Source organism: Streptomyces sp. NPDC014995, assembly GCF_043080745.1.
GTDB lineage: Bacteria > Actinomycetota > Actinomycetes > Streptomycetales > Streptomycetaceae > Streptomyces.
In genome coordinates, this window is the sequence record NZ_JBIBVX010000014.1 from 149,268 (window position 1) to 167,900 (window position 18,633).

Consider the following 18,633-nt stretch of genomic DNA (forward strand, 5'->3'; position numbering starts at 1 on the left):
AGTGGGAGGGGCGGCCCGGAAAGGCCAAAACCCCCGGCCTGATCCAATCCACCCTCTTCTTGATCAGTCAAGTGCCACCGGGTTACCAGTTGGCTTCGATACGTGGCCAGTTGTGTCCTGATCGGACTGCGCTTCGTGATGGATTCTTGACTTGGGGCGACGGCCATCACCGCACGGAGAAGCGATAGTGTCACGGAAGTCGACCTCGGCCACGGCCGCGCGCCCGCCCGCGAGACCCCGATGAAGGAGGCCCGGTGTCCACGAGCACGGTGGACGCGCCCGCCCGCTCGGCACCCCCGGCAGCCTCGTCCGCACGCCGGGACCGGCGGGGATTCGCCGACCGGTGGCCCTTCCAGCGCAAGCTCAACGTCCTCGTCGGCGTCCCGCTGACGGTGATCACCCTGCTGCTGGCCTACCTCATCGTCGACCTGGTGCAGGAGTCCCGACGTGCCGGGGCGGCCGCCGAACTGGTGCGGGACAGCTCCCGGGTCGCCGAACTGGTCGCCGCGGTGCAGGCCGAGCACCAGCAGGCCATCCTCCTCTCCGTGCGGCACGAGGCGTCCTTCGACGGGGGCACGCCCTCCTCCTCCGCCTACCGGGTGGCCCAACTCGACGTCGACACCCAGGTCCGGAAGGTGCGCGACGCCTTCGGCGACCGACTGCCGGCCGGTGAGGCGCAGGCCCTCAGGGAGATCGAGAGCCTCACCGGACTGCGGGACACCATCGAGCAGGGCTACCTGCCCGCCGACAACATCGACCCGGCGTACTCGGGTGCCGCCGACGGCCTCATCGACGGCCTCGGCCTGGACCGCAACTCCGCGCTCGCCACCACCTTCACCGGCACCCTGCTCGACTCGCTGCTGCGCGCCGACCTCGCCCACGGCGCCTTCGAGACCGGCGTCTTCTCCGCGCGGACCGGCGACAGCAACGCGCTCATCGAGTTCATGGGCGCGGTCGGCTCCCACGAGCTGTACGCCTACCAGGCCGAGCGCTTCTCCCGGTTCGCGAGCGAGGCGCAGACCGACGAGTTCGGCGGCATCGAGCACAACTCCGCGATGGCCGACATCAGCCAGCACTACGCCGAACTCGCCGTCGACCCCAGCGCCCTGCAAGCCGAGTCCGAGGCGGAGATCCGCACGGCGCTCCGGGACGCGCTCGCCTCGTACCACCGCTACAACGAGCAGGCCGAGACCCGGCTGGAGGTCACCGGCTCGCTCATCGACCAGATCGCCGACCGGGCCGACGACGCGGCCTCCGGCGCCGCGTGGCGGGCGGTCCTGCTGCTGAGCCTGGCGGTGCTCGGCTTCGCCGTCTGGATCGCCTTCGCGGTGCTGGTGCGCCGCTCCGTGATCCGCCCGGTGCTGGCCCTGACCGGTGCCGCGCAGGAGGTCGCCGACGTCGCCGGGCGCGAACTCGCCCGGGTGGCGGACGACGACGCCGAGGAGAGCGGGCCGCCGCGGCTGCGCGAGCTGCCGGTCACCGCGGACGACGAGATCGGTGAGCTCGCCGAGGCCTTCAACAACGTCCAGACCACCGCGGCCGCGCTGCTGGAGCGCCAGGTGCTGAGCCGGCGCAACGTCGCCGAGATGTTCGGCAACGTCGGGCGCCGGGTCAGCAATCTGACGACCCGCCAGCTCGCCCTGATCGACGCCGTGGAGCGCGGCGAGACCGACCCCGAGCTGCTGGAACGCCTCTACTCCATCGACCACATCGCGGTCCGCCTGCGTCGCAACGCCGACAGTCTGATGCTGCTGGCCGGCATCCGCGAGACCGTCCTGGACTCCGGCCCGGCCGCGCTGACCAACGTGGTGCGCGCCGCGCTCGGCCAGATCGAGGGGTTCCAGCGGGTACGGCTGCACGCCGGGACCGAGGTCATGGTGGAGCCCGACATCGTCGGCGACCTCACGCTGATGATCGCCGAACTCCTGGAGAACGCCGTGTCGTTCTCCCCCGAGGGCAGCACCGTCGAGGTGGGGGTCGACTCCGACGACGACGGAGCGACGATCACCATCGCCGACCACGGCCTGGGCATGAGCGCCGAGCGTCTCGCCGAGGAGAACGCCCGCCTGGTCCGCCGCGAACGCCTCGACCTCGTCCCGACGAAGGTGCTCGGCCTGTTCGTGGTCGGCGCGCTGGCCCGCCGCTGGGACACCGACGTCACCCTCTCCCGTACGCCCGGGGGCGGTGTGACGGTGGAGGTGTCGATCCCGTCCACGCTGCTGCTGACGCCGAGCGGGACAGGGGTGCCGGGCGCCGGAGTGCCGGGGAAGGCCTCGCCGGCCCTCGACGCGGGATCGTCCCCGTCGGCCGGACCGTCCCCGTCGGTCTCCGTGCCGCCCGCGGCGGCGGACGACCGGGAACCGGGCCCACTCCCCCGCCGGATCCCCCGGCGCGATCCGGCCCCGGCCGAGGAGACGCGCCCCGCGCTCGTCCCGGCGCCCCGCGCCGAGGAACCGCCCGCCCACACCCGTACCGAGTCGGACGCCGGTGAGCCCGGGCCCTCCGCGCGCACCCGGACGGATCCGGACGAGACCGCGCCCCCCGCTTCCCCCCGTCCCGGCGCCGACGCCCGGGCACACCCGGCGACGCCCGCACCGCACCCGCACGACACCGGCGCGCCCGCGCAGGCCACCGCGGGGGCCCGGGACACCGGGAACGCCGGGGACGCCGGGAACCACGGGACATCCGCCGCCCGTCCCGAGGCGCACTCCGGAGAGACCGCCCAGCCGGCGGCCACCCACGCCGAGACGAACACCGGCGAGCCCGAGCCCGGCGGCCGTACGGAGACGAACGCCGGCCGGCCCGCGGCCTGCGCCCACGCTGACGCCCCCGCACGCCCCGACACCCGCACCGACGCCCCCGCCGGTGACCGCTCCGCCGCCGGCCCGCGGCCGTTGCGGCGCCGCGTCCGGGGGGCCACCCTGCGGACGACGGTCGACGCGGCCGCGCAGCAGGCCGCGCGCCACACCGTGGGCCCCGCCGACGCGGACGCCGTCCGCAGCGCGTTGGAGGAGTTCGAGGCGGCCGTGGAACGCGCCCACCGCGACACCGGCGGCGGCACGGGTGAACACCCCCGTCCCCCCGCCCCCCGCACCAGCGAGCAGAACGACCGGAACGACCACCGGCCCACGCCCCACCAGAACCACCTTCCGGAAGGAGCCGAGCAGTGAGCACGTCGACAGGTGAGACTCCCCCGGGAGACGCCACGCCGACCGACCTGCGGGCCGCCGCAGCCGACTTCACCTGGCTGCTCAACCGTTTCGCCACCGAGACCGCGGGGGTCGTGGACGCCATCGCGGTGTCCTCCGACGGCCTGCTGATCGCCGTGTCGGAGCTGCGCGAGCACGCCGACTCCGAGCGGCTGGCCGCGATCGTCTCCGGCATCACCAGCCTGGCCGCGGGCGCCTCCGGCAACTACGGCCTGGGCGGCCTGAACAAGGTCATCATCGATCTGGAGGGCGGCCATGTGCTGGTCTCCGCGATCGGCAGCGGCGCCGTGCTCGGTGTGGTCACCGACAAGGAGGCCAAGCTGGGCAACATCGCCTACGAGATGACCGTGTTCGCCAACCGCGCCGGCAGCGCGCTCAGCCCGCAGCTGGTGCTGGAGCTGAAGAACAGCGTCGGCACCACCAGGTCGCGCTGACCGGTCGTCACCGCGCAGACCGCCGGTCCAGAGAGGAAACCCACCACCGATGGCGGACGGCCGCACTCCGCGCGGCGCCGGCGAGGACGGCGTCGCACCCGTCGGCCCCGCGCCCGCCGTCCGGCCCTTCCTGGTCACCGCCGGCCGGGTGGCGGGCGCGGGTGAGGCCGCGTCCGGCCGGCCGATGCCCGTCGAGACCCAGCTGGTGGCCACCGCCACCGGGCTCGACGCGCTCGTCCGGCTCTCCTTCGAACAGCACGACATCGTCGCCGCCTGCCGCCGGCCGCAGTCGATCGCCGAGATCGCGGCCCGGCTGCGGCTGCACCTGAACGTGGTGCGGGTCCTCGCCGAGGACCTGCGCGCGGCGGGGCAGCTGTCGGTGCACGTGCCCGACTCCGGCGCCACCCACGACGCGTCCGTCCTGCGCAGGGTTATCGATGGCCTCCGCGCCATCCCCGACTCCCGGGGGGTACTCCGTGACTCCGACTGAACCGCTCCTCCGGCAGGCCACCGGCCAGGCCGCCGTACGGCCGCCGCTGCCGGTGAAGCTGGTGATCGCGGGCGGCTTCGGGGTGGGCAAGACCACCGCCGTCGGCGCGATCTCCGAGATCGAGCCGCTGACCACCGAGGCGGCCATCACCGAGGTCGCGGCGGGCGTGGACGACCTCAGCCACACCCCGCGCAAGACCACCACGACGGTCGCGATGGACTTCGGCTGCATCACCATCGACCCGACCCTGAAGCTGTACCTGTTCGGCACGCCCGGGCAGGAGCGGTTCGGGTTCATGTGGGACGACATCGTGGAGGGCGCGGTCGGCGGGCTGGTCATCGTCGACACCCGCCGCCTCGACGACTGTTACGCCGCCGTCGACTACTTCGAGCACAAGGAAATCCCGTTCGCGGTGGCCGTCAACGCCTTCGACGGTCACGTCGAGCACTCGCTGGAGGAGGTCCGCTGGGCCCTCGACGTCTCCGACGGCGTCCCGGTCCTGGTCTTCGACGCCCGCGAACGCGGCTCGGTACGGGACGCCCTGCTGGTGGTCCTGGAACAGGCGCTGGCCCGCTCGGAGGCGTGAGCGGCCGCTCGCGGGGCGCCCCGTCCGCACGGTGCGCGTCGTGCGGAGGGGGCGGGGCGCGCGTCGTGCGGACGGGGTGCGTCGTCCCTCCGTACGGCGCGCCCTAGTTGTTGCCGCGCACCCCCGGCGACACGGCCGCCCTGCTCACCGCCCAGAACACGGCGAGGGTCGCGAGGGCCAGGACGGCGACCAGGGTGGCGCCGCCGACGACCTTCTCGTAGTCGCGCTGGTAGAGACCGTCGACGATGTAGCGGCCGAGGCCGCCGAGGCTGACGTAGGCGGCGATGGTGGCCGTGGAGACGATCTGGATGGCCGCCGAGCGCAGGCCGCCGAGGATGAGCGGGAGGGCGACGGGCAGTTCGACGCGCAGCAGGATGTCCGGCTCCCGCATGCCCATGCCGCGGGCGGCGTCCACCGGAGAGGGGTCGACGGCGCGCACGGCCTCGTACGTCGTCACCAGGATCGGCGGGACGGCGAGGACCACCAGCGGGATCATCACCGGCAGCAGGCCGAACCCCAGCAGCATGGTCATCAGCACCAGCAGGCCGAAGGTGGGCAGGGCCCGCCCGGCGGTGGCGATCAGGGAGAGGACGTTCCCGCCGCGCCCGTAGTGGCCGGTGAGCAGGCCGATCGGCAGTCCGATGACGGCGGCGAGGGCGAGCGCTTGCAGGGTGTACCGGAGGTGCTCCCCCAGGCGCGTGGGGATGCCGTTGTAGCCCTGCCAGTGGGCGCCGTCGCTGAAGAAGGCGTTGACGAAGTGGAGTACGTTCACCGGGCGGCGTCCTTCAGGGCGGGCTCGGGCCTCGGGCGGCGGGTGCCGCTCGGCATCCAGGGGGTCAGCAGGACGCGTACGGCGACCAGCAGCGCGTCGGCGAGGATCGCCAGGACGCCCATGGTGAGCACGGCGTTCCAGGCGAGCTCGGGCCGGTTGTAGATGGTCGCGTCGTGGAGCAGGTTGCCGAGGGCGCCCTGGTTGCCGATGAGGGTGCCGACGCTGACGAGGGAGATGCTCGACACGGTCGCCACCCGCAGCCCCGCGATGATCGCGGGCACCGCGATCGGCAACTGCACCTGGACGTAGCGCCGTACGGGTCCGAAGCCCATGGCGGTCGCGGCGGCCAGGGTCTCCCGCGGCACCGAGCGGACGCCGTCGACGATCGCCGGGACGAGGACGACGAGGCTGTAGACGGTGAGCGGGATCATCACGGTCAGTTCGGTCTGGCCGGTGTAGTCGATGAGGACGACGAAGAAGGCCAGCGAGGGGATCGCGTACAGCACGGTCGTCACCCACAGCACGGGCGGGTAGAGCCAGCGCAGCCGCACGCACAGCTGGGCGAGCGGCAGCGCGAGCAGCAGGCCCGCCAGCACCGGCAGCAGGGCCTCGCGCAGATGGAGTCCGACGAGACCGAGCCAGCTGTGCTGGAGGTCGCTGGGGATGTCGAAGAAGCCACTCATCGTGGGGCCTTCGCGGCCTCGGCGGCCTTCGCGTCCTCGACGGCCGTGGTGGCCGTGGTGGCCGTACGGCCCTCCGCGTGGGCGCCGCGGATCGCCTCGGCGATGGCCTGCTGGGAGACGACCCCGGCCACCCGGCCCTCGCCGTCCACGGCGACGGCCCAGCCGGTGGGCGAGAGCACGGCGCAGTCGAGCGCGGCCCGCAGCGAGTCCGTACCGGCCACGAAAGGCCGTCCGTACGGCAGCAGTCGGCCGGCGTCGATGCCCGTGGCGGTCAGGTCGCGCGGCTCGCCCCAGCCGAGGGGCCTTCCGTCGACGTCGGTGACGAGGAGGTAGGGGACGTCGGCGGTCCCCCGGGCGGCGATCTTCTCGGCGCTCGCGTCGACCCCGACGACCGGCGCGGTGAGCAGGTCGAGCCCGGCGGAGGAGAAGAAGGACAGCCGCCGGATACCGCGGTCGGCGCCGAGGAAGTCCTCGACGAACGCGTCGGCGGGGTCGGACAACAGCTCGGCGGGCGGCGCGAACTGGGCGAGCCGGCCGCCGGTGCGCAGGACGGCGACCATCGTGCCGAGTTTGACGGCCTCGTCGATGTCGTGCGTGACGAAGACGATGGTCTTGCCCAACTCGTCCTGGATCCGGAGCAGTTCGTCCTGGAGCCCTTTGCGTACGACGGGGTCGACGGCCGAGAACGGCTCGTCCATCAGCAGCACCGGAGGATCGGCGGCGAGCGCCCGCGCCACACCCACGCGCTGCTGCTGCCCGCCGGAGAGTTGGTAGGGGTAGCGCTTGGCGAGCGAGGGGTCGAGGCCGACCCGCTCCATCAACTCGCGGGCCCGGCCGCGGGCGCGGTCCTTGCTCCAGCCGAGCAGCCGCGGCACGGTGGCGATGTTGTCGACGATCGTGCGGTGCTGGAAGAGACCGGCGTTCTGGATGACGTACCCCATGGACCGGCGCAGGGTGCTGACCGGCTGCTGCCGGCTGTCGACGCCGTCGAGGAGGATCGTGCCCTCGCTGGGCTCGACCATCCGGTTGATCATGCGCAGGGTGGTGGTCTTGCCGCATCCCGAGGGGCCGACGAGGACGGTGATCGCACGGTCCGGGATGTCGAGGGAGAGCCGGTCGACCGCCACCGTGCCGTCCGGATACCGCTTGGTGACTGAATCTATCCGTATCAAAACGCCGAATACCCTTCGGGGTTGGCCATGTCCGTCCGCTCTCGGCCGCGTTGTCCAGGCCGTTGCGGGGAGAGTCTAGACCGCCGGGGTCGCGGGGCTTTTGACGGCCGAGAGGTCGTTCACCGGATCGTTCACCAGATCAGAAGCCCTCCGCCGATCCGCCGGGCGTGCAGCGCGCTCGCCTCGATGCGGTCCAGTCGGCCGGCGATGTGGCCGGTGTGGTACTCGACCGTCCGGTCGGGCGGACAGGTCTGCCTGGCGAGGAACGCCAAGTGGTCGCGGACCAGGGCGACCTCCGCCAGGAAGGCGGGGATCTCGTCGGGGGCGACCACATCGCCGTTGTGGACGCTGACCAGGGCCGGGAGGAACCGGGCACCGATCCGGCGGATCGGCCGCGACCCCCACACCCTGGTGCGCCACGACTCCGGCCCGGCCAGGTCCGTGCCCTCGGGCCGCAGGTCCCTCTCCCCGACCAGGATGTCGATCTCGCCGTCCTCGCGCACGAGGAAGACTTCGCTGCTCAGGCTCATGCGCGCAGTCGACCACACCGGCCCGTGCCCGGTCGAAGCGAATTCGTCTGTGGACATCCTGTGAGTCCGCTGATTCTCACCGTCCGCTCAGACCCGGCTCAGGGATCCCCCAGACACGGCACCCATCGTCACCGCCATGAACGAAACGAACGCGGGAGGCGTCCGGCGCCGGTCGGTCGAGATCGTCGTGCCGGTCCACAACGAGGCGCACGTCCTCGCCGACAGCATCGGCCGTCTCCACGCACACCTCGAAGAGTCCTTCCCGTTCCCGTTCCGTCTCACGATCGCGGACAACGCCAGTACGGACGGCACCTGGGGCGCGGCGACCGACCTGACCCCGTGCCTCCCCCACGTGCACGCCGTGCGGCTGGAGGAGAAGGGCCGGGGCCGGGCCCTGAAGCACGTGTGGAGCCGGTCCGCCGCGGACGTCGTCGCCTCCATGGACGCCGATCCGTCGACCGGCCTGGAGGCCTTCCTGCCGCTGGTCGCCCCGCTCCTGTCCGGCCACAGCGACCTCGCGACCGGCACCCGGCTGCACCGACAGGCGGCCGTGGTCCGGGGCGCCGAGCGGGAGTTCGTCTCCCGCTCCTGCAACCTCCTGCTCAGGGCGGGCCTCGGCGCCCGCTTCCCCGACGCGCGGTGCGGCTTCAAGGCCGTCCGCACCGACGTCTTCCGGGCGCTCGCCCCGTACATCGAGGACACCGCCCCGTTCTTCGACACCGAACTGCTGGTCCTGGCCCAGCGCAACGGGCTGCGCGTCCACGAGGTCCCGGTCGACTGGGTCGACGACCCCGACAGCCGCGTCGACCTCGTCCGCACCGCCGTCGGCGACCTCACGGGCATCGGCCGGATGCTCCGCTCCACCCTCACCGGCCGCACCGTGTCCCCGCCGTACCCCGCCGGACGTGCACCCCGCGGGTGCCGGCCGCGCGTCCCACCCCCGCCGTCCTGCCCACCGGGGCGAACAACCATCCGGAGTACGCGTCATGACGACCCTCGCCCCGCCGCCCGCCCCCGTCCGGGAGGACGGCCGCCGTCACCGGGCCGCACCGCCCGCCACCGGCGGCGGGTTCGCCGCCCGTACGCGCAGGCTGTTCACGGATGTTCAACGAGATCATGGGCGGCCAGATCTCCTGGCTGATCCCGTTCGCGGTGGCCGCCCTGATCGGTGGCCTGGTGCTGCGCGGCCGCGCCCCGCGCACCGACGCCCGGCGCGCCGCGCTGTTGCTCTGGGGCGGCTGGTTCGTCCTGCACCACCTGACCTTCGCCCTCGCCGAGGGCACCTTCCACCCGTACTACGTCACCGCCATGGCGCCGGGCATCGCGGCCCTGGCCGGTATCGGAGCGGTGATGCTCCACCGGGCCTTCCGTGAGGACTCGGCGGCGAAGTGGGGCTGGGTGCTGCCGGCGGCGGTCGCGGCGAGCACGGTCTGGTCGGTCGTCCTGCTCCAGCGGGTCTCCGGCTCCGGGACGCTGTACACGGTCGCCGAGGTCGTGGCCGGGGTCGCCGGTGCGGCCGCGGTGATCGGGCTGCTGGTCGGACGGTTCACCAAGCGGCAGCGGCTGACCGGCATCGCCTCGCTCGCCGCGCTCGTCGCCCTGCTGGCGGGCCCGGCCGCGTACTCGGTCTCGGCGGCGGCCTCCAGCACCAACGGCACCAATCCGACGGCCGGGCCGGACACCGGTGGCGGCATGGGCGGCGGTGGCGGCACGGGCGGCGGGCAGCGGCCCGGCGGCAGCGCGCCCACGGGCACGGGTGACGGCACGGGCAGCGGGCAGCAGACGGGTCAGCCCCCGTCGAGCACCGGCAGCTCCTCCTCCACCGGGGCCGAGTCCGGTTCCACCAGTGCGGCGGAGTCCGGCACCGGGAGCGGGACCGACGGCGCCCCCACGGGCGGCGGCATGGGCGGCGGCAGCCAGGTGTCGTCCGAGATGATCACGTACCTGAAGAAGAACCAGGACGGCGCCACCTGGCTCGTGGCGGTCGCCACCGACCAGACCGCGGCCTCGGTCATCCTGGAGTCCGGCGAGCCCGTGATCTCCATGGGCGGCTGGTCCGGCACGGACGAGGCGATGACCCTCGCCAAGCTGAAGAGCCTGGTGAAGGCGGGCAAGCTGCACTACATCGTCATCGGCGACAGCGGCCAGGGCTCCTCGAACACGGAGATCGCGACCTGGGCCGAGGAGAACGGCACGGCCGTGAGCGACTACAGCGGTCTGTACCGGCTCGACGCGTCCGACGTCGGCTGAGACTCCCGCGGGAGACGGCGAAGGCGGGCCGCCGGTGTCACCGGCGGCCCGCCTTCCGCGCACGGAGCGGGTCGGTCAGCGACCGGATGCCGGGGGCGAGGAGATCCAGGCCACCACGGCCGCACCCCACCCCAGCACCCACAGCGCCGCCCACAGCACCCCGACCGCCGTACTCACGCCGCCGCCCCCTCCCCGACGCCCGTCACCGGGAACCCCGGGGTCCGCAGAACACGCCTGTCCGCGTCCACCGCGTACACCTCGCAACCGTCCTGCCCGGCCGCCCACCCGACGCCCTCCGCGCCCATCGCGAAGGCGGCCGTGGCCACCGCGTCCGCCTCCGTCAGGGTCGGCGCGACGACGGTGACGCTCAGCAGTCCGGTCGCCGGAGCCCCCGTGCGCCCGTCGACGATGTGGTCGCCGCGCTCGTAGCGCGCGGAGGTCGCGACCGCCCCGTCCGTCAGCTCCAGCACGGTGCACAGCCGGTCGGCGATCTCGGGATGCCGTACACCGACCCGCCAGGGACCTCCGCCGGCGACGACGTCACCCCCGGCGTTGAGGCAGAACCGACGTGCCCCGGCGTCCCTCAGCAGCTCCGCCGCCCGCTGCACCGACCAGCCCTTCACGATCGCGCAGGGGTCGAACCCCCGGCCGGGCAGTCGGACGTCGAACGCGCCGCCCGTCGCGACCCGGTACCGCTCGCAGAGGCCGAGGACCTCGACGAGGTCGGCGCTGAGCTCGTCGGCCGACAGCTCGCCCCGGCCGTGGCGGGACACCTCGCTGCCCGCCTTGAACGGGCTGAACCGCTCGTCGACCTCGCGCAGCCACGCGAACACGGCGTCCCCGGCCGCACCGGGGACGCCGACGTCCTCGACGCGCAGCGAGACCGGGAAGCCCATGACGTGTTCGACGCGGTGCACGTCAGGCGCCCTGCGCGTCGATGGCGGCCTGGAGGGACTCCCGGTAGCCGTCGCTCGTGATCGTCGCGCCCGACACCGTGTCGACGTCCGCACTCTGCGCCTCCAGCGTCTCCGCGACCAGCTTCGGCACGGCCGCCGTCGTCTGCGGGTGGTTCGGCTGCTTCAGCATCCGCACCGCGGTGATCGTGCCGCCCGCGAAGGTCACCTCGACCTGCACGTCACCCTTCTCGGTGGTGACGACGGTGCCCTTGACGACGGTGGACCCGGACGCGGAACCCGTCGAGGAGGCGGACGGCGTCGACGCGGGCGCCGCGGCCTCCGTCGTCGACGTCCCCGTGGACGGCTCGTACCGCCAGACGGGTATGAGGCCCGCGACGGACAGGACCAGGACAGGTAGTGCTCGCTTCACGATCTCTCTCTCATCCCGCCAGGCTGAAGCGCTCGAAGTGGATCTGCTGCTTGGGCACGTCCAGCTCGCGCAGGCTGCCCAGCACCGCGTTCATCATCGGCGGCGGACCGCACAGGAACACGTCGCGGTCGGCGATGTCCGGCACCAGCCGGGCCAGCTCGCCGGCGGCCAGCCTGTCGGGGACGGGCGGGCCGGTCACCAGGTGCAGCTCGGCGCCCTTGGCGTGGGCGAGGTCGCGCAGCTCGTCGTAGAGGACCGCGTCCCGGTCGGTGCCCACCCGGTAGATGACGACCGCGTGCCCGTGCAGTTCCTCCAGCAGGGCCCGGATGGGGGTGACGCCGACACCGCCGGCGACCAGCACGGCCTCCGGCCGGGTGCGGTGCATCGCGGTGAAGGCGCCGTAGGGGCCCTCGGCGAAGACGCGGGTGCCGGGCCTGAGGTGGCGCAGGCCGGCCGAGCCGTCGCCGGCGGCCTTGGCGGTCAGGCGCAGGGTGCGGCCGTCGGGCGCGGCCGACAGGGAGAACGGGTTGGCCTGCCACCAGCGGTCCTTGGTGAGGAACCGCCACAGGAAGAACTGGCCCGCCCGGGCCGGCAGCCGGTCCAGGTCACGGCCGGTGATGTACACGGAGACGACGTGGTCGGACTCGGACACGACCGCCTCGACGCGCAGCTGGTGGCGCCAGTTGCGCCACAGCGGCAGCACCAGCCGGCCCACGGTCACCGAGCCGAGGGCGACGGTCCACAGGGCGTACCAGTAGGTCGTCGCGGCGGGGGTCGCGGTGAAGGTCGTACCGGCGGCGACCTGGTGGGTGAAGGCCAGCACCACGGCGACGTAGGTGTACAGGTGGATGAAGTGCCAGGTCTCGTAGGCCAGCCGACGGCGGGCCCAGCGGGCGGAGACGGCGCCGATGACGAGGACGAGGCCCAGCGCGACGACCGCGCGGAACACTCCCTCGACGGTCTCGGCGAGGTCGACGAGCTGGCTGACCGGGTCCAGCGAGGACGACTCGGCGTAGCCGAAGACGATGAACACCACGTGCCCGACCAGGGTCCACAGCAGGCCGAAGCCGGTCCAGCGGTGCCAGTTGGTCAGCCGGTCCATGCCGATACGGCGGTCCAGCCAGGGCAGCCGGGCGACCAGCAGCAGCTGGAACGCCATCAGCAGGGCGGCGTAGAGGCCGGTGAAGCGGCCCAGTACGACGAGGGCGTTGGAGGCGAACCCCGCCTGCACGGCGAAGAGGGTCACGACGGCCGCGTTCGCGGCCAGCACGGCGTACAAACCCGTGCGGGCCACTACTTTGGGACGTATCGCCGTGGGCGGTACGGGAGGCGACTGGACGGTCGTCACGGACGGAAACTCCTTGATACGGGTCCTCAGGACACCGAGCTTCGCTGTACGGAGCTGTCGAAATCCTGTCGTACAACTTTCAAGAGCTTATCGATGTGTCCGCACGCGGGACCGGGCCTCCCGGCCGGGGGGTGCGTGCCGCAGTATGAGCGAGTGGAAAAAGTACGACTCCTGGTGGTGGACGACGACCCGCCGATCGCCGATCTCGTGGCGACGGTCGCCCGCTACGAGGGCTGGGACGCGGTCACCGCGAACTCGGGTGAGGAGGCCCTGCGCCGCGCCGCCGAGTTCCGGCCGGACATCGTGGTGCTCGATCTCATGCTGCCCGACATCGACGGTTTCGGCGTCCTGGACCGGCTGCGCCGCTCGGGCGCGATGGTGCCGGTGGTGTTCCTCACCGCCCGCGACGGGGTCGCCGACCGGGTCGCGGGGCTGACCCGGGGCGGTGACGACTACCTGGTGAAACCGTTCGCCGTGGAGGAGCTGATGGCCCGGCTGCGGACGGTGCTGCGGCGCAGCGCGGGCCCCGCCTTCCAGCGGTCGGTCCTGCGGGTCGGCGACCTGACGATGGACGAGGACACGCGTGAGGTGCGGCGCGGCGAGAAGCCGCTGACGCTCACCCCGACGGAGTACGAGGTGCTGCGCTACCTGATGCGCAAGTCGCCGACGGTGCTGACCAAGGCGCAGATCCTCGACCACGTGTGGGAGTACGGCTTCGGCGGCCGCTCCAACGTCGTCGAGCTGGTCGTCAGCCGGCTGCGCCGCAAGCTCGACGCGACGGGCGACCCGCTGATCCACACCGTGCGCGGCTTCGGGTACGTGGTGCGGCAGGCGGCCGAGTGATCCGCCGGGCCGCGCGGGGGTACCGCAGGCTGCGCCTCGGCACCCGCCTCGCGCTGGGTCTGGGCGTGCTGTCGCTGGTGGTCTTCGCGGTCGTCGGCACGACCCTGACGACGTACATGCGGGACTATCTGTCGGCCCAGCTCAACGAGCAGTTGAGGCTCGCCCAGATCGCCCAGTCCAAGAGCATCGCGACGCACGGCACGCTCGAGGGGAAGAAGTACTACCGCTGGTACTACGCCGTGTACGACGTGTCGGACGGCACCCCCGTGCTGCGCAGACCCGAGGACCTGGCCGACGTGCCCGAGGACATCGACGACCTCACCTCCCTCGCCAGGGCACAGGTCACCAGCGACACCGAGATCCTGCGCACCGAGGACCTCCGGGGCGATGGCCTGTACCGGCTGCGCGCCTGCGAGGTCGAGCCCGGCGTGATCCTGGTCAGCGGCGCGCCGATGGACGGCATCGAGGACACCGTCCGGCATCTGATCACGATCCAGGCCGTCACCTTCGTCCTCGCGCTGCTGGCCCTCGTCGTGTTCGGCCGGTCCCTGCTGCGGCGCGGTCTGAAACCGCTGAGCGACATGGCGCACACCGCGCACGGCATCGCCTCGCACGACCTGACGGAGACGGCGGCACGGCTGCCGCTGCGCGCCGACCGGCCCGGCGGCGGCCCGGAGGTGGAGGAGCTGCGCACCGCGTTCAACACGATGCTGGAGCACATCGACGACTCCCTCGCCGTCCGGGCGCGGGCCGAGCAGCGGCTGCGCCGCTTCGTCGCGGACGCCTCGCACGAACTGCGCACCCCGCTGATGTCCGTCCGCGGCTACGCGGACCTCTTCCAGTACGCGGCCGCCAACGCCCCGGAGGAACGCGACCGGCACCTGGCCCGGCTGCGGGCCGAGGCGGCGCGCATGGGCGTCCTCCTCGACGACCTCCTGCTGCTCGCCCGCCTGGACGCGGCGGAGGTCGAGACACCGCTGCGGATGGAGGACACCGACCTGGTGGAGCTGGTCGAGCAGGCGGCCGACGCCTTCCGCGCGAGCCACCCGGGCCACCCGCTGACGGTGACACCGGGCCCGGCGTCGGTACGGCTGCGGCTCGACCCGCAGCGCGTCCGGCAGGTGCTGGACAACCTCCTCACCAACGCGGCCGTGCACACCCCGGCCGGCACCCCGGTGTCCGTGGCGGTGTCGGTCACGCCGGACACGGCGCACGTGAGCGTCACCGACAAGGGTCCCGGCATCCCGCCCGGCGACCGGGAGCGGGTCTTCGACCGCTTCTACCGCGTCGACAAGGCCCGCAGCCGCGACCGGGGCGGCAGCGGCCTCGGCCTGGCCGTGGCCCGCTCCCTCGTCGAGGCCCACGGCGGCACCCTCGGCCTGGACGACGCCGCGGGCCCGACCGTCTTCACCCTGACCCTCCCGCTGGGACCGGCCGGGGGCAGGTGACCGGCCCCGAGAGCGGTCGGGCCGGGCCGGGAGTCGGGCGCAGCGTGCCGCTCGGCGATGGACGCCATGGGTACGTACGGGCCAGGTGACGGTGACGACGCTGACGATGGGCTCGCGACCAGCACGCGCGGGCGGGCGCCCGGCCGTGGCCGGGCCGCTCGCCGGGGCGTCCTGGGGGGGGACGAGCCGGTGGTGTACGAGGGGGAGCCGGCCGGGATGGCGGTGCCGGCCGCGCGACGGAACGGCGACCCGCGGGTCGCGGGGCGCGGGGCCGCCAGGCCACGGGCCGCCGGGCCACGGGGCCGCCAAGCCGCCAGGCCGCCGGGCCGCCGGGCCGCCAGGCCGCGAACTGTGGAGCCGCGAAGTGTGGGGCCGGCAGGGACCTTTGAGCCGTTCCGCCCGCGGGTACGGTCCCGTCCGTGCCCTATGTACTGGAGAACGCCTTCACGGCCGCCGACCCCTGGAAGGGCGTCGACGCCGACGCGCTGACCCGGGCGGTGCGGGCGCAGGAGCGACGCCCCGTACCGGGGATCGAGGACATGGCGGCGTACCTGGCCGCCCAGGTGTCCGACACCTCCCACCGCGACGTGATCGGCCCCCTGCTCGACGGGGGCGGCGCGAGCGGCGTCGTCGTCCGGCGCGGCACCGTCCTCGACTCGTGGGGCGACCCGACGCGGGTGGAGATGGCGTACAGCGCGACGAAGAGCGTGCTGTCGCTGGTCGCGGGCATCGCCCACGACGACGGCCTGCTGCACCTCGACGAGCCGGTGTCCGCCTCACTCGGCCTGCCGCAGTTCGCCGGCGCCCACGGGCGTGCGGTCACCTGGCGGCACCTGCTGGACCAGACGAGCCAGTGGGAGGGCACCCTGTGGTCCAAGCCCGTCTCCGCCGACGCCCAGAGCACCCGCGAGGGCACCAAGTCCCCAGGCGGCCCGCCCGGCGCGGGCTGGGCCTACAACGACGTCCGCGTGAACCTCACCGCCCTCGCCCTGACCGCCCTCACCGCCCGCTCCCTCCCCGACCTGCTCCGCGAACGGGTGATGGCTCCCCTCGAGGCCTCCAGGTCCTGGTCCTGGCACGGCTACGACACCTCGTACGTGGAGGTGGCCGGCGTCCGCCTCCCCGTGGTGTCCGGCGGGGCGCACTGGGGCGGCGGCCTGTGGATCAGCGCCCTGGACCTGGCCCGCATCGGCCAGCTGTGCCTGCGCGGCGGCAGCTGGAACGGCAAGGAGGTGATCTCCGCCCGCTGGATCGAGGAGCTGTGGACGCCGTGCCCGGTGAAGCCGGAGTACGGCCTGTCCTGGTGGCTCAACGACACCCGTACGGTCTGGCCCACGGCCCCCGCCACGGGCCGCTGCGCCCGCGGCAACGGCGGCGCCCACCTGCTGTGGGTCGACCCGGCCCGCGACCTGGTGATCAGCTCGCGGTGGGGGGCGCAGCCGGAACGGCTGCTGCGGGAGGTGTCGGCGGCGGTGGCCGAGGTGGGCTGAGGGCGCCGGGCCGGGGCCGTGACGGTCCGGGCGCGTTCGGCCGGGGGTCCGGGCCGGCGGCCCGGATCCGGCGTCAGTCCTCGGCGGGCGTCAGCCGCAGCGAGATGCTGTTGATGCAGTACCGCTGGTCCGTCGGGGTCGGGTAGCCCTCGCCCTCGAAGACGTGCCCGAGGTGCGAGCCGCACCGAGCGCACCGCACCTCCGTCCGCACCATTCCGTGCGAGCGGTCCTCGATCAGCTCCACGGCGTCGCTGTCCTTCGGGTCGAAGAAGGACGGCCAGCCGCAGTGCGACGCGAACTTGGTGTCGGAGGTGAACAGTTCGGCGCCGCAGGCCCGGCAGGAGTAGACGCCCCTGGTCCTGGTGTCGGTGTACTCACCGGTGAAGGCGGGCTCCGTCGCGGCCTGGCGCAGCACGGCGTACTCGGCCGGGGTCAGCTCCGCCCGCCACTGCTCGTCGGGCTTTTCGACGTCGTACGACATGAAGGCCAACCCCTTACTTCCGTTACTTCTGCGCGAGACGGTCCAGGATCCGCGGGCCGAGGTCGGTGACGTCGCCCGCGCCCATGGTGAGAACGAGATCACCGGGCCCGGCCATTCCCGCGATCACCGAGGGCACCTGGTCCTTGTCGTGCGCCGGCGTCACGTCCGCGCCCGCCGCCCGGGCCGCGTCGACGATCAGCTCGCTGGTGACGCCCGGGATCGGGTCCTCGCGGGCCGGGTAGATGTCGAGGACGACGGAGGCGTCTGCCAGGGCCAGCGACTGCCCCATCTCCGTGCCCAGCTCCTGCGTCCGGGAGAACAGGTGGGGCTGGAAGACGACCAGGATGCGGGCGTCACCGGCCGCCGCACGCATCGCCTCCAGGTCCGCCGTCATCTCCGTCGGGTGGTGCGCGTAGGAGTCGATGACCTGGACGCCCGCCTGCTCGCCCTTGAGCTGCAAGCGCCGCTTGACGCCGGTGTACGCGGCCAGGGCGGGCGCCAGCTCGGACGCCGGGATCCCGAGGGCCACGCCGGCCGCCAGCGCGGCGACCGCGTTGTGCGCGTAGTGACGGCCGGGCACGGAGACCGTGAAGGTGAGCTCCTGCCCGTCCAGCAGCGCGGTCACCCGGCTCTTGAGCCCCTGGGCCTCGACGGCCAGCACCCGCACATCGGCGTCCTCGGCCTCGCCGTAGGTCACGACCCGCACGCCCTCGACGCGCCGCGTCAGCTCCCGCGCGCCCTCGTGGTCGGCGGAGATCACCAGGGTGCCGCCCGGCACGATCTTGCCGGCGAACGTCTCGAAGGACTCGTAGATCTCGTCCATGGAGGCGTAGTTGGCGTGGTGGTCCAGCTCGACGTTGAGGACGATGGCGACCTCGGGCGCGTATGTGTGGAAGCTGCGGTCCGACTCGTCCGCCTCGGCGACGAAGATGTCGCCCTCGCCGTGCTCCGCGTTGGAGCCGGGCACGTCCAGGTCGCCGCCGATCGCGTACGAGGGGTTCAGCCCCAGTTCGCCCAGCGACACCGCCAGCATGGACGTCGTGGTGGTCTTGCCGTGCGTACCGGCGACCGCGATCGGCCGCAGCCCGTCCATCAGCCGGGCGAGGGCGTCCGAGCGGTGCACCACCGGAATCCCCAGCTCCGCCGCGCGGGCCAGCTCGGGGTTGTCCGCCCGGATCGCCGAGGACACCACCACACAGCTGGCGTCGTCGGCCAGATGCTCGGCGGCATGCCCGATGTGCACGGTCACGCCCAGCGCCCGCAGCGCCTGCGCGGTCCCCGACTCCTTGGCGTCACTGCCGGCCACCTTGGCCCCGCGCTGCGCCAGGATCTTGGCGATCCCGGACATTCCGGCGCCCCCGATACCGATGAAGTGCGGTCGATCCATGGCGGTAGGAAGGCCGGGTGCCATGTGTGTTCTCCCAGAGTGCGGAACCTAAGACGATGAGCGTGCCCCAGCCTATTGCGTTCGGCCGGGGAGCCTCGCAGGGGACGGCCGAACGACGCCGTCGGGGGCGCGGGGAACCGCGCGGCGGGGCACGTCGAATCCGCGTCCGCCGCACACCGCGCCC

At 73.2% G+C, this 18,633-nt stretch carries 17 protein-coding genes and 1 pseudogene; 9 read left to right on the forward strand and 9 right to left on the reverse strand.

Annotated elements, in window-relative coordinates; all coding sequences use genetic code 11:
* The first annotated feature begins 254 nt into the window (after positions 1-254).
* From ACF1A1_RS27295 to ACF1A1_RS27310, 4 genes are read left to right on the forward strand one after another with little or no spacing between them, the layout of a single operon-like run.
* Positions 255-3,170 carry an ATP-binding protein gene (locus tag ACF1A1_RS27295; RefSeq protein ID WP_392003543.1) on the forward strand — a complete coding sequence of 972 codons (2,916 nt, stop codon included), beginning with the start codon at positions 255-257 and terminating at the stop codon, positions 3,168-3,170.
* Positions 3,167-3,643: a roadblock/LC7 domain-containing protein gene (locus ACF1A1_RS27300; protein WP_392003545.1), complete on the forward strand. Its 477-nt coding sequence runs from the start codon at positions 3,167-3,169 to the stop codon at positions 3,641-3,643. The genes ACF1A1_RS27295 and ACF1A1_RS27300 overlap by 4 nt, the downstream gene beginning before the upstream one ends.
* 49 nt (positions 3,644-3,692) lie before the next feature.
* The gene (locus ACF1A1_RS27305) at positions 3,693-4,133 is read left to right on the forward strand and encodes a DUF742 domain-containing protein (protein WP_392003546.1); all 441 of its coding nucleotides are present in this window, start codon (positions 3,693-3,695) and stop codon (positions 4,131-4,133) included.
* Complete coding sequence (locus ACF1A1_RS27310; RefSeq protein WP_392003547.1) at positions 4,120-4,719, forward strand: ATP/GTP-binding protein; 600 nt, start codon at positions 4,120-4,122, stop codon at positions 4,717-4,719. Before ACF1A1_RS27305 ends, ACF1A1_RS27310 begins: the two co-directional genes overlap by 14 nt.
* Positions 4,720-4,822: 103 nt before the next feature.
* On the opposite strand, the gene ACF1A1_RS27315 is transcribed toward ACF1A1_RS27310, so the two are convergent.
* From ACF1A1_RS27315 to ACF1A1_RS27330, 4 genes are all read right to left on the reverse strand, one after another.
* Complete coding sequence (locus ACF1A1_RS27315; protein ID WP_392003549.1) at positions 4,823-5,491, reverse strand: ABC transporter permease; 669 nt, start codon at positions 5,489-5,491, stop codon at positions 4,823-4,825.
* Complete coding sequence (locus ACF1A1_RS27320; RefSeq protein ID WP_392003550.1) at positions 5,488-6,174, reverse strand: ABC transporter permease; 687 nt, start codon at positions 6,172-6,174, stop codon at positions 5,488-5,490. Before ACF1A1_RS27320 ends, ACF1A1_RS27315 begins: the two co-directional genes overlap by 4 nt.
* Entirely contained in the window at positions 6,171-7,346 is a 1,176-nt protein-coding gene (locus tag ACF1A1_RS27325; protein ID WP_392003551.1) for an ABC transporter ATP-binding protein, read from the reverse strand. The genes ACF1A1_RS27320 and ACF1A1_RS27325 overlap by 4 nt, the downstream gene beginning before the upstream one ends.
* A 131-nt stretch (positions 7,347-7,477) precedes the next feature.
* Positions 7,478-7,876, reverse strand: a complete 399-nt coding sequence (locus tag ACF1A1_RS27330; protein ID WP_392003552.1) for a hypothetical protein — start codon at positions 7,874-7,876, stop codon at positions 7,478-7,480.
* A 136-nt stretch (positions 7,877-8,012) separates the two neighbouring features.
* On the opposite strand from ACF1A1_RS27330, the gene ACF1A1_RS27335 reads away from it, so the two are divergent.
* Together ACF1A1_RS27335 and ACF1A1_RS27340 are read left to right on the forward strand one after the other, a co-directional pair.
* The gene (locus ACF1A1_RS27335) at positions 8,013-9,017 is read left to right on the forward strand and encodes a glycosyltransferase (RefSeq protein WP_392003554.1); all 1,005 of its coding nucleotides are present in this window, start codon (positions 8,013-8,015) and stop codon (positions 9,015-9,017) included.
* Positions 8,963-10,126, forward strand: a pseudogene (locus ACF1A1_RS27340) (hypothetical protein); the annotation flags it as partial. The gene ACF1A1_RS27335 and the pseudogene ACF1A1_RS27340, both read left to right, overlap by 55 nt.
* Before the next feature lie 173 nt (positions 10,127-10,299).
* On the opposite strand, the gene ACF1A1_RS27345 reads toward ACF1A1_RS27340, so the two are convergent.
* The 3 genes from ACF1A1_RS27345 to ACF1A1_RS27355 are packed head-to-tail and all read right to left on the reverse strand — an operon-like array spanning position 10,300 to position 12,800.
* Positions 10,300-11,043, reverse strand: a complete 744-nt coding sequence (locus tag ACF1A1_RS27345) for an FAD:protein FMN transferase (protein ID WP_392003555.1) — start codon at positions 11,041-11,043, stop codon at positions 10,300-10,302.
* A gap of 1 nt (position 11,044) precedes the next feature.
* Entirely contained in the window at positions 11,045-11,452 is a 408-nt protein-coding gene (locus tag ACF1A1_RS27350) for an FMN-binding protein (RefSeq protein WP_392003557.1), read from the reverse strand.
* Positions 11,453-11,462: 10 nt separating this feature from the next.
* Positions 11,463-12,800: a ferric reductase-like transmembrane domain-containing protein gene (locus ACF1A1_RS27355; RefSeq protein WP_392003559.1), complete on the reverse strand. Its 1,338-nt coding sequence runs from the start codon at positions 12,798-12,800 to the stop codon at positions 11,463-11,465.
* Positions 12,801-12,953: 153 nt separating this feature from the next.
* Between ACF1A1_RS27355 and ACF1A1_RS27360 the strand changes: the two genes are divergently transcribed.
* The 3 genes from ACF1A1_RS27360 to ACF1A1_RS27370 all read left to right on the forward strand — a co-directional run bounded on the left by ACF1A1_RS27360 (position 12,954) and on the right by ACF1A1_RS27370 (position 16,581).
* Positions 12,954-13,643 (forward strand): response regulator transcription factor, encoded by a 690-nt coding sequence (locus ACF1A1_RS27360; RefSeq protein ID WP_392003560.1) that lies wholly within the window; start codon positions 12,954-12,956, stop codon positions 13,641-13,643.
* Complete coding sequence (locus tag ACF1A1_RS27365; protein WP_392003561.1) at positions 13,640-15,091, forward strand: sensor histidine kinase; 1,452 nt, start codon at positions 13,640-13,642, stop codon at positions 15,089-15,091. The genes ACF1A1_RS27360 and ACF1A1_RS27365 overlap by 4 nt, the downstream gene beginning before the upstream one ends.
* Before the next feature lie 419 nt (positions 15,092-15,510).
* The gene (locus tag ACF1A1_RS27370) at positions 15,511-16,581 is read left to right on the forward strand and encodes a serine hydrolase domain-containing protein (RefSeq protein WP_392003562.1); all 1,071 of its coding nucleotides are present in this window, start codon (positions 15,511-15,513) and stop codon (positions 16,579-16,581) included.
* A 73-nt stretch (positions 16,582-16,654) separates the two neighbouring features.
* Here the strand turns inward: ACF1A1_RS27370 and msrB are convergent, their stop codons facing one another.
* On the reverse strand, positions 16,655-17,062 hold the full coding sequence (msrB, locus tag ACF1A1_RS27375; RefSeq protein WP_392003563.1) for a peptide-methionine (R)-S-oxide reductase MsrB: 408 nt from the start codon (positions 17,060-17,062) through the stop codon (positions 16,655-16,657).
* 22 nt (positions 17,063-17,084) lie between these two features.
* Entirely contained in the window at positions 17,085-18,473 is a 1,389-nt protein-coding gene (gene murC, locus ACF1A1_RS27380) for a UDP-N-acetylmuramate--L-alanine ligase (protein ID WP_392003564.1), read from the reverse strand.
* Between the last annotated feature and the right edge of the window lie 160 nt (positions 18,474-18,633).

Bases quoted from the DNA above. Each gene is read 5' to 3' on its own strand.
- ACF1A1_RS27305 (WP_392003546.1), top strand. From the start codon at position 3,693: ATGGCGGACGGCCGCACTCCGCGCGGCGCCGGCGAGGACGGCGTCGCA.
- ACF1A1_RS27320 (WP_392003550.1), bottom strand. From the start codon at position 6,174: ATGAGTGGCTTCTTCGACATCCCCAGCGACCTCCAGCACAGCTGGCTC.
- ACF1A1_RS27330 (WP_392003552.1), bottom strand. From the start codon at position 7,876: ATGAGCCTGAGCAGCGAAGTCTTCCTCGTGCGCGAGGACGGCGAGATC.
- ACF1A1_RS27335 (WP_392003554.1), top strand. From the start codon at position 8,013: ATGAACGAAACGAACGCGGGAGGCGTCCGGCGCCGGTCGGTCGAGATC.
- msrB (WP_392003563.1), bottom strand. From the start codon at position 17,062: ATGTCGTACGACGTCGAAAAGCCCGACGAGCAGTGGCGGGCGGAGCTG.
- murC (WP_392003564.1), bottom strand. From the start codon at position 18,473: ATGGCACCCGGCCTTCCTACCGCCATGGATCGACCGCACTTCATCGGT.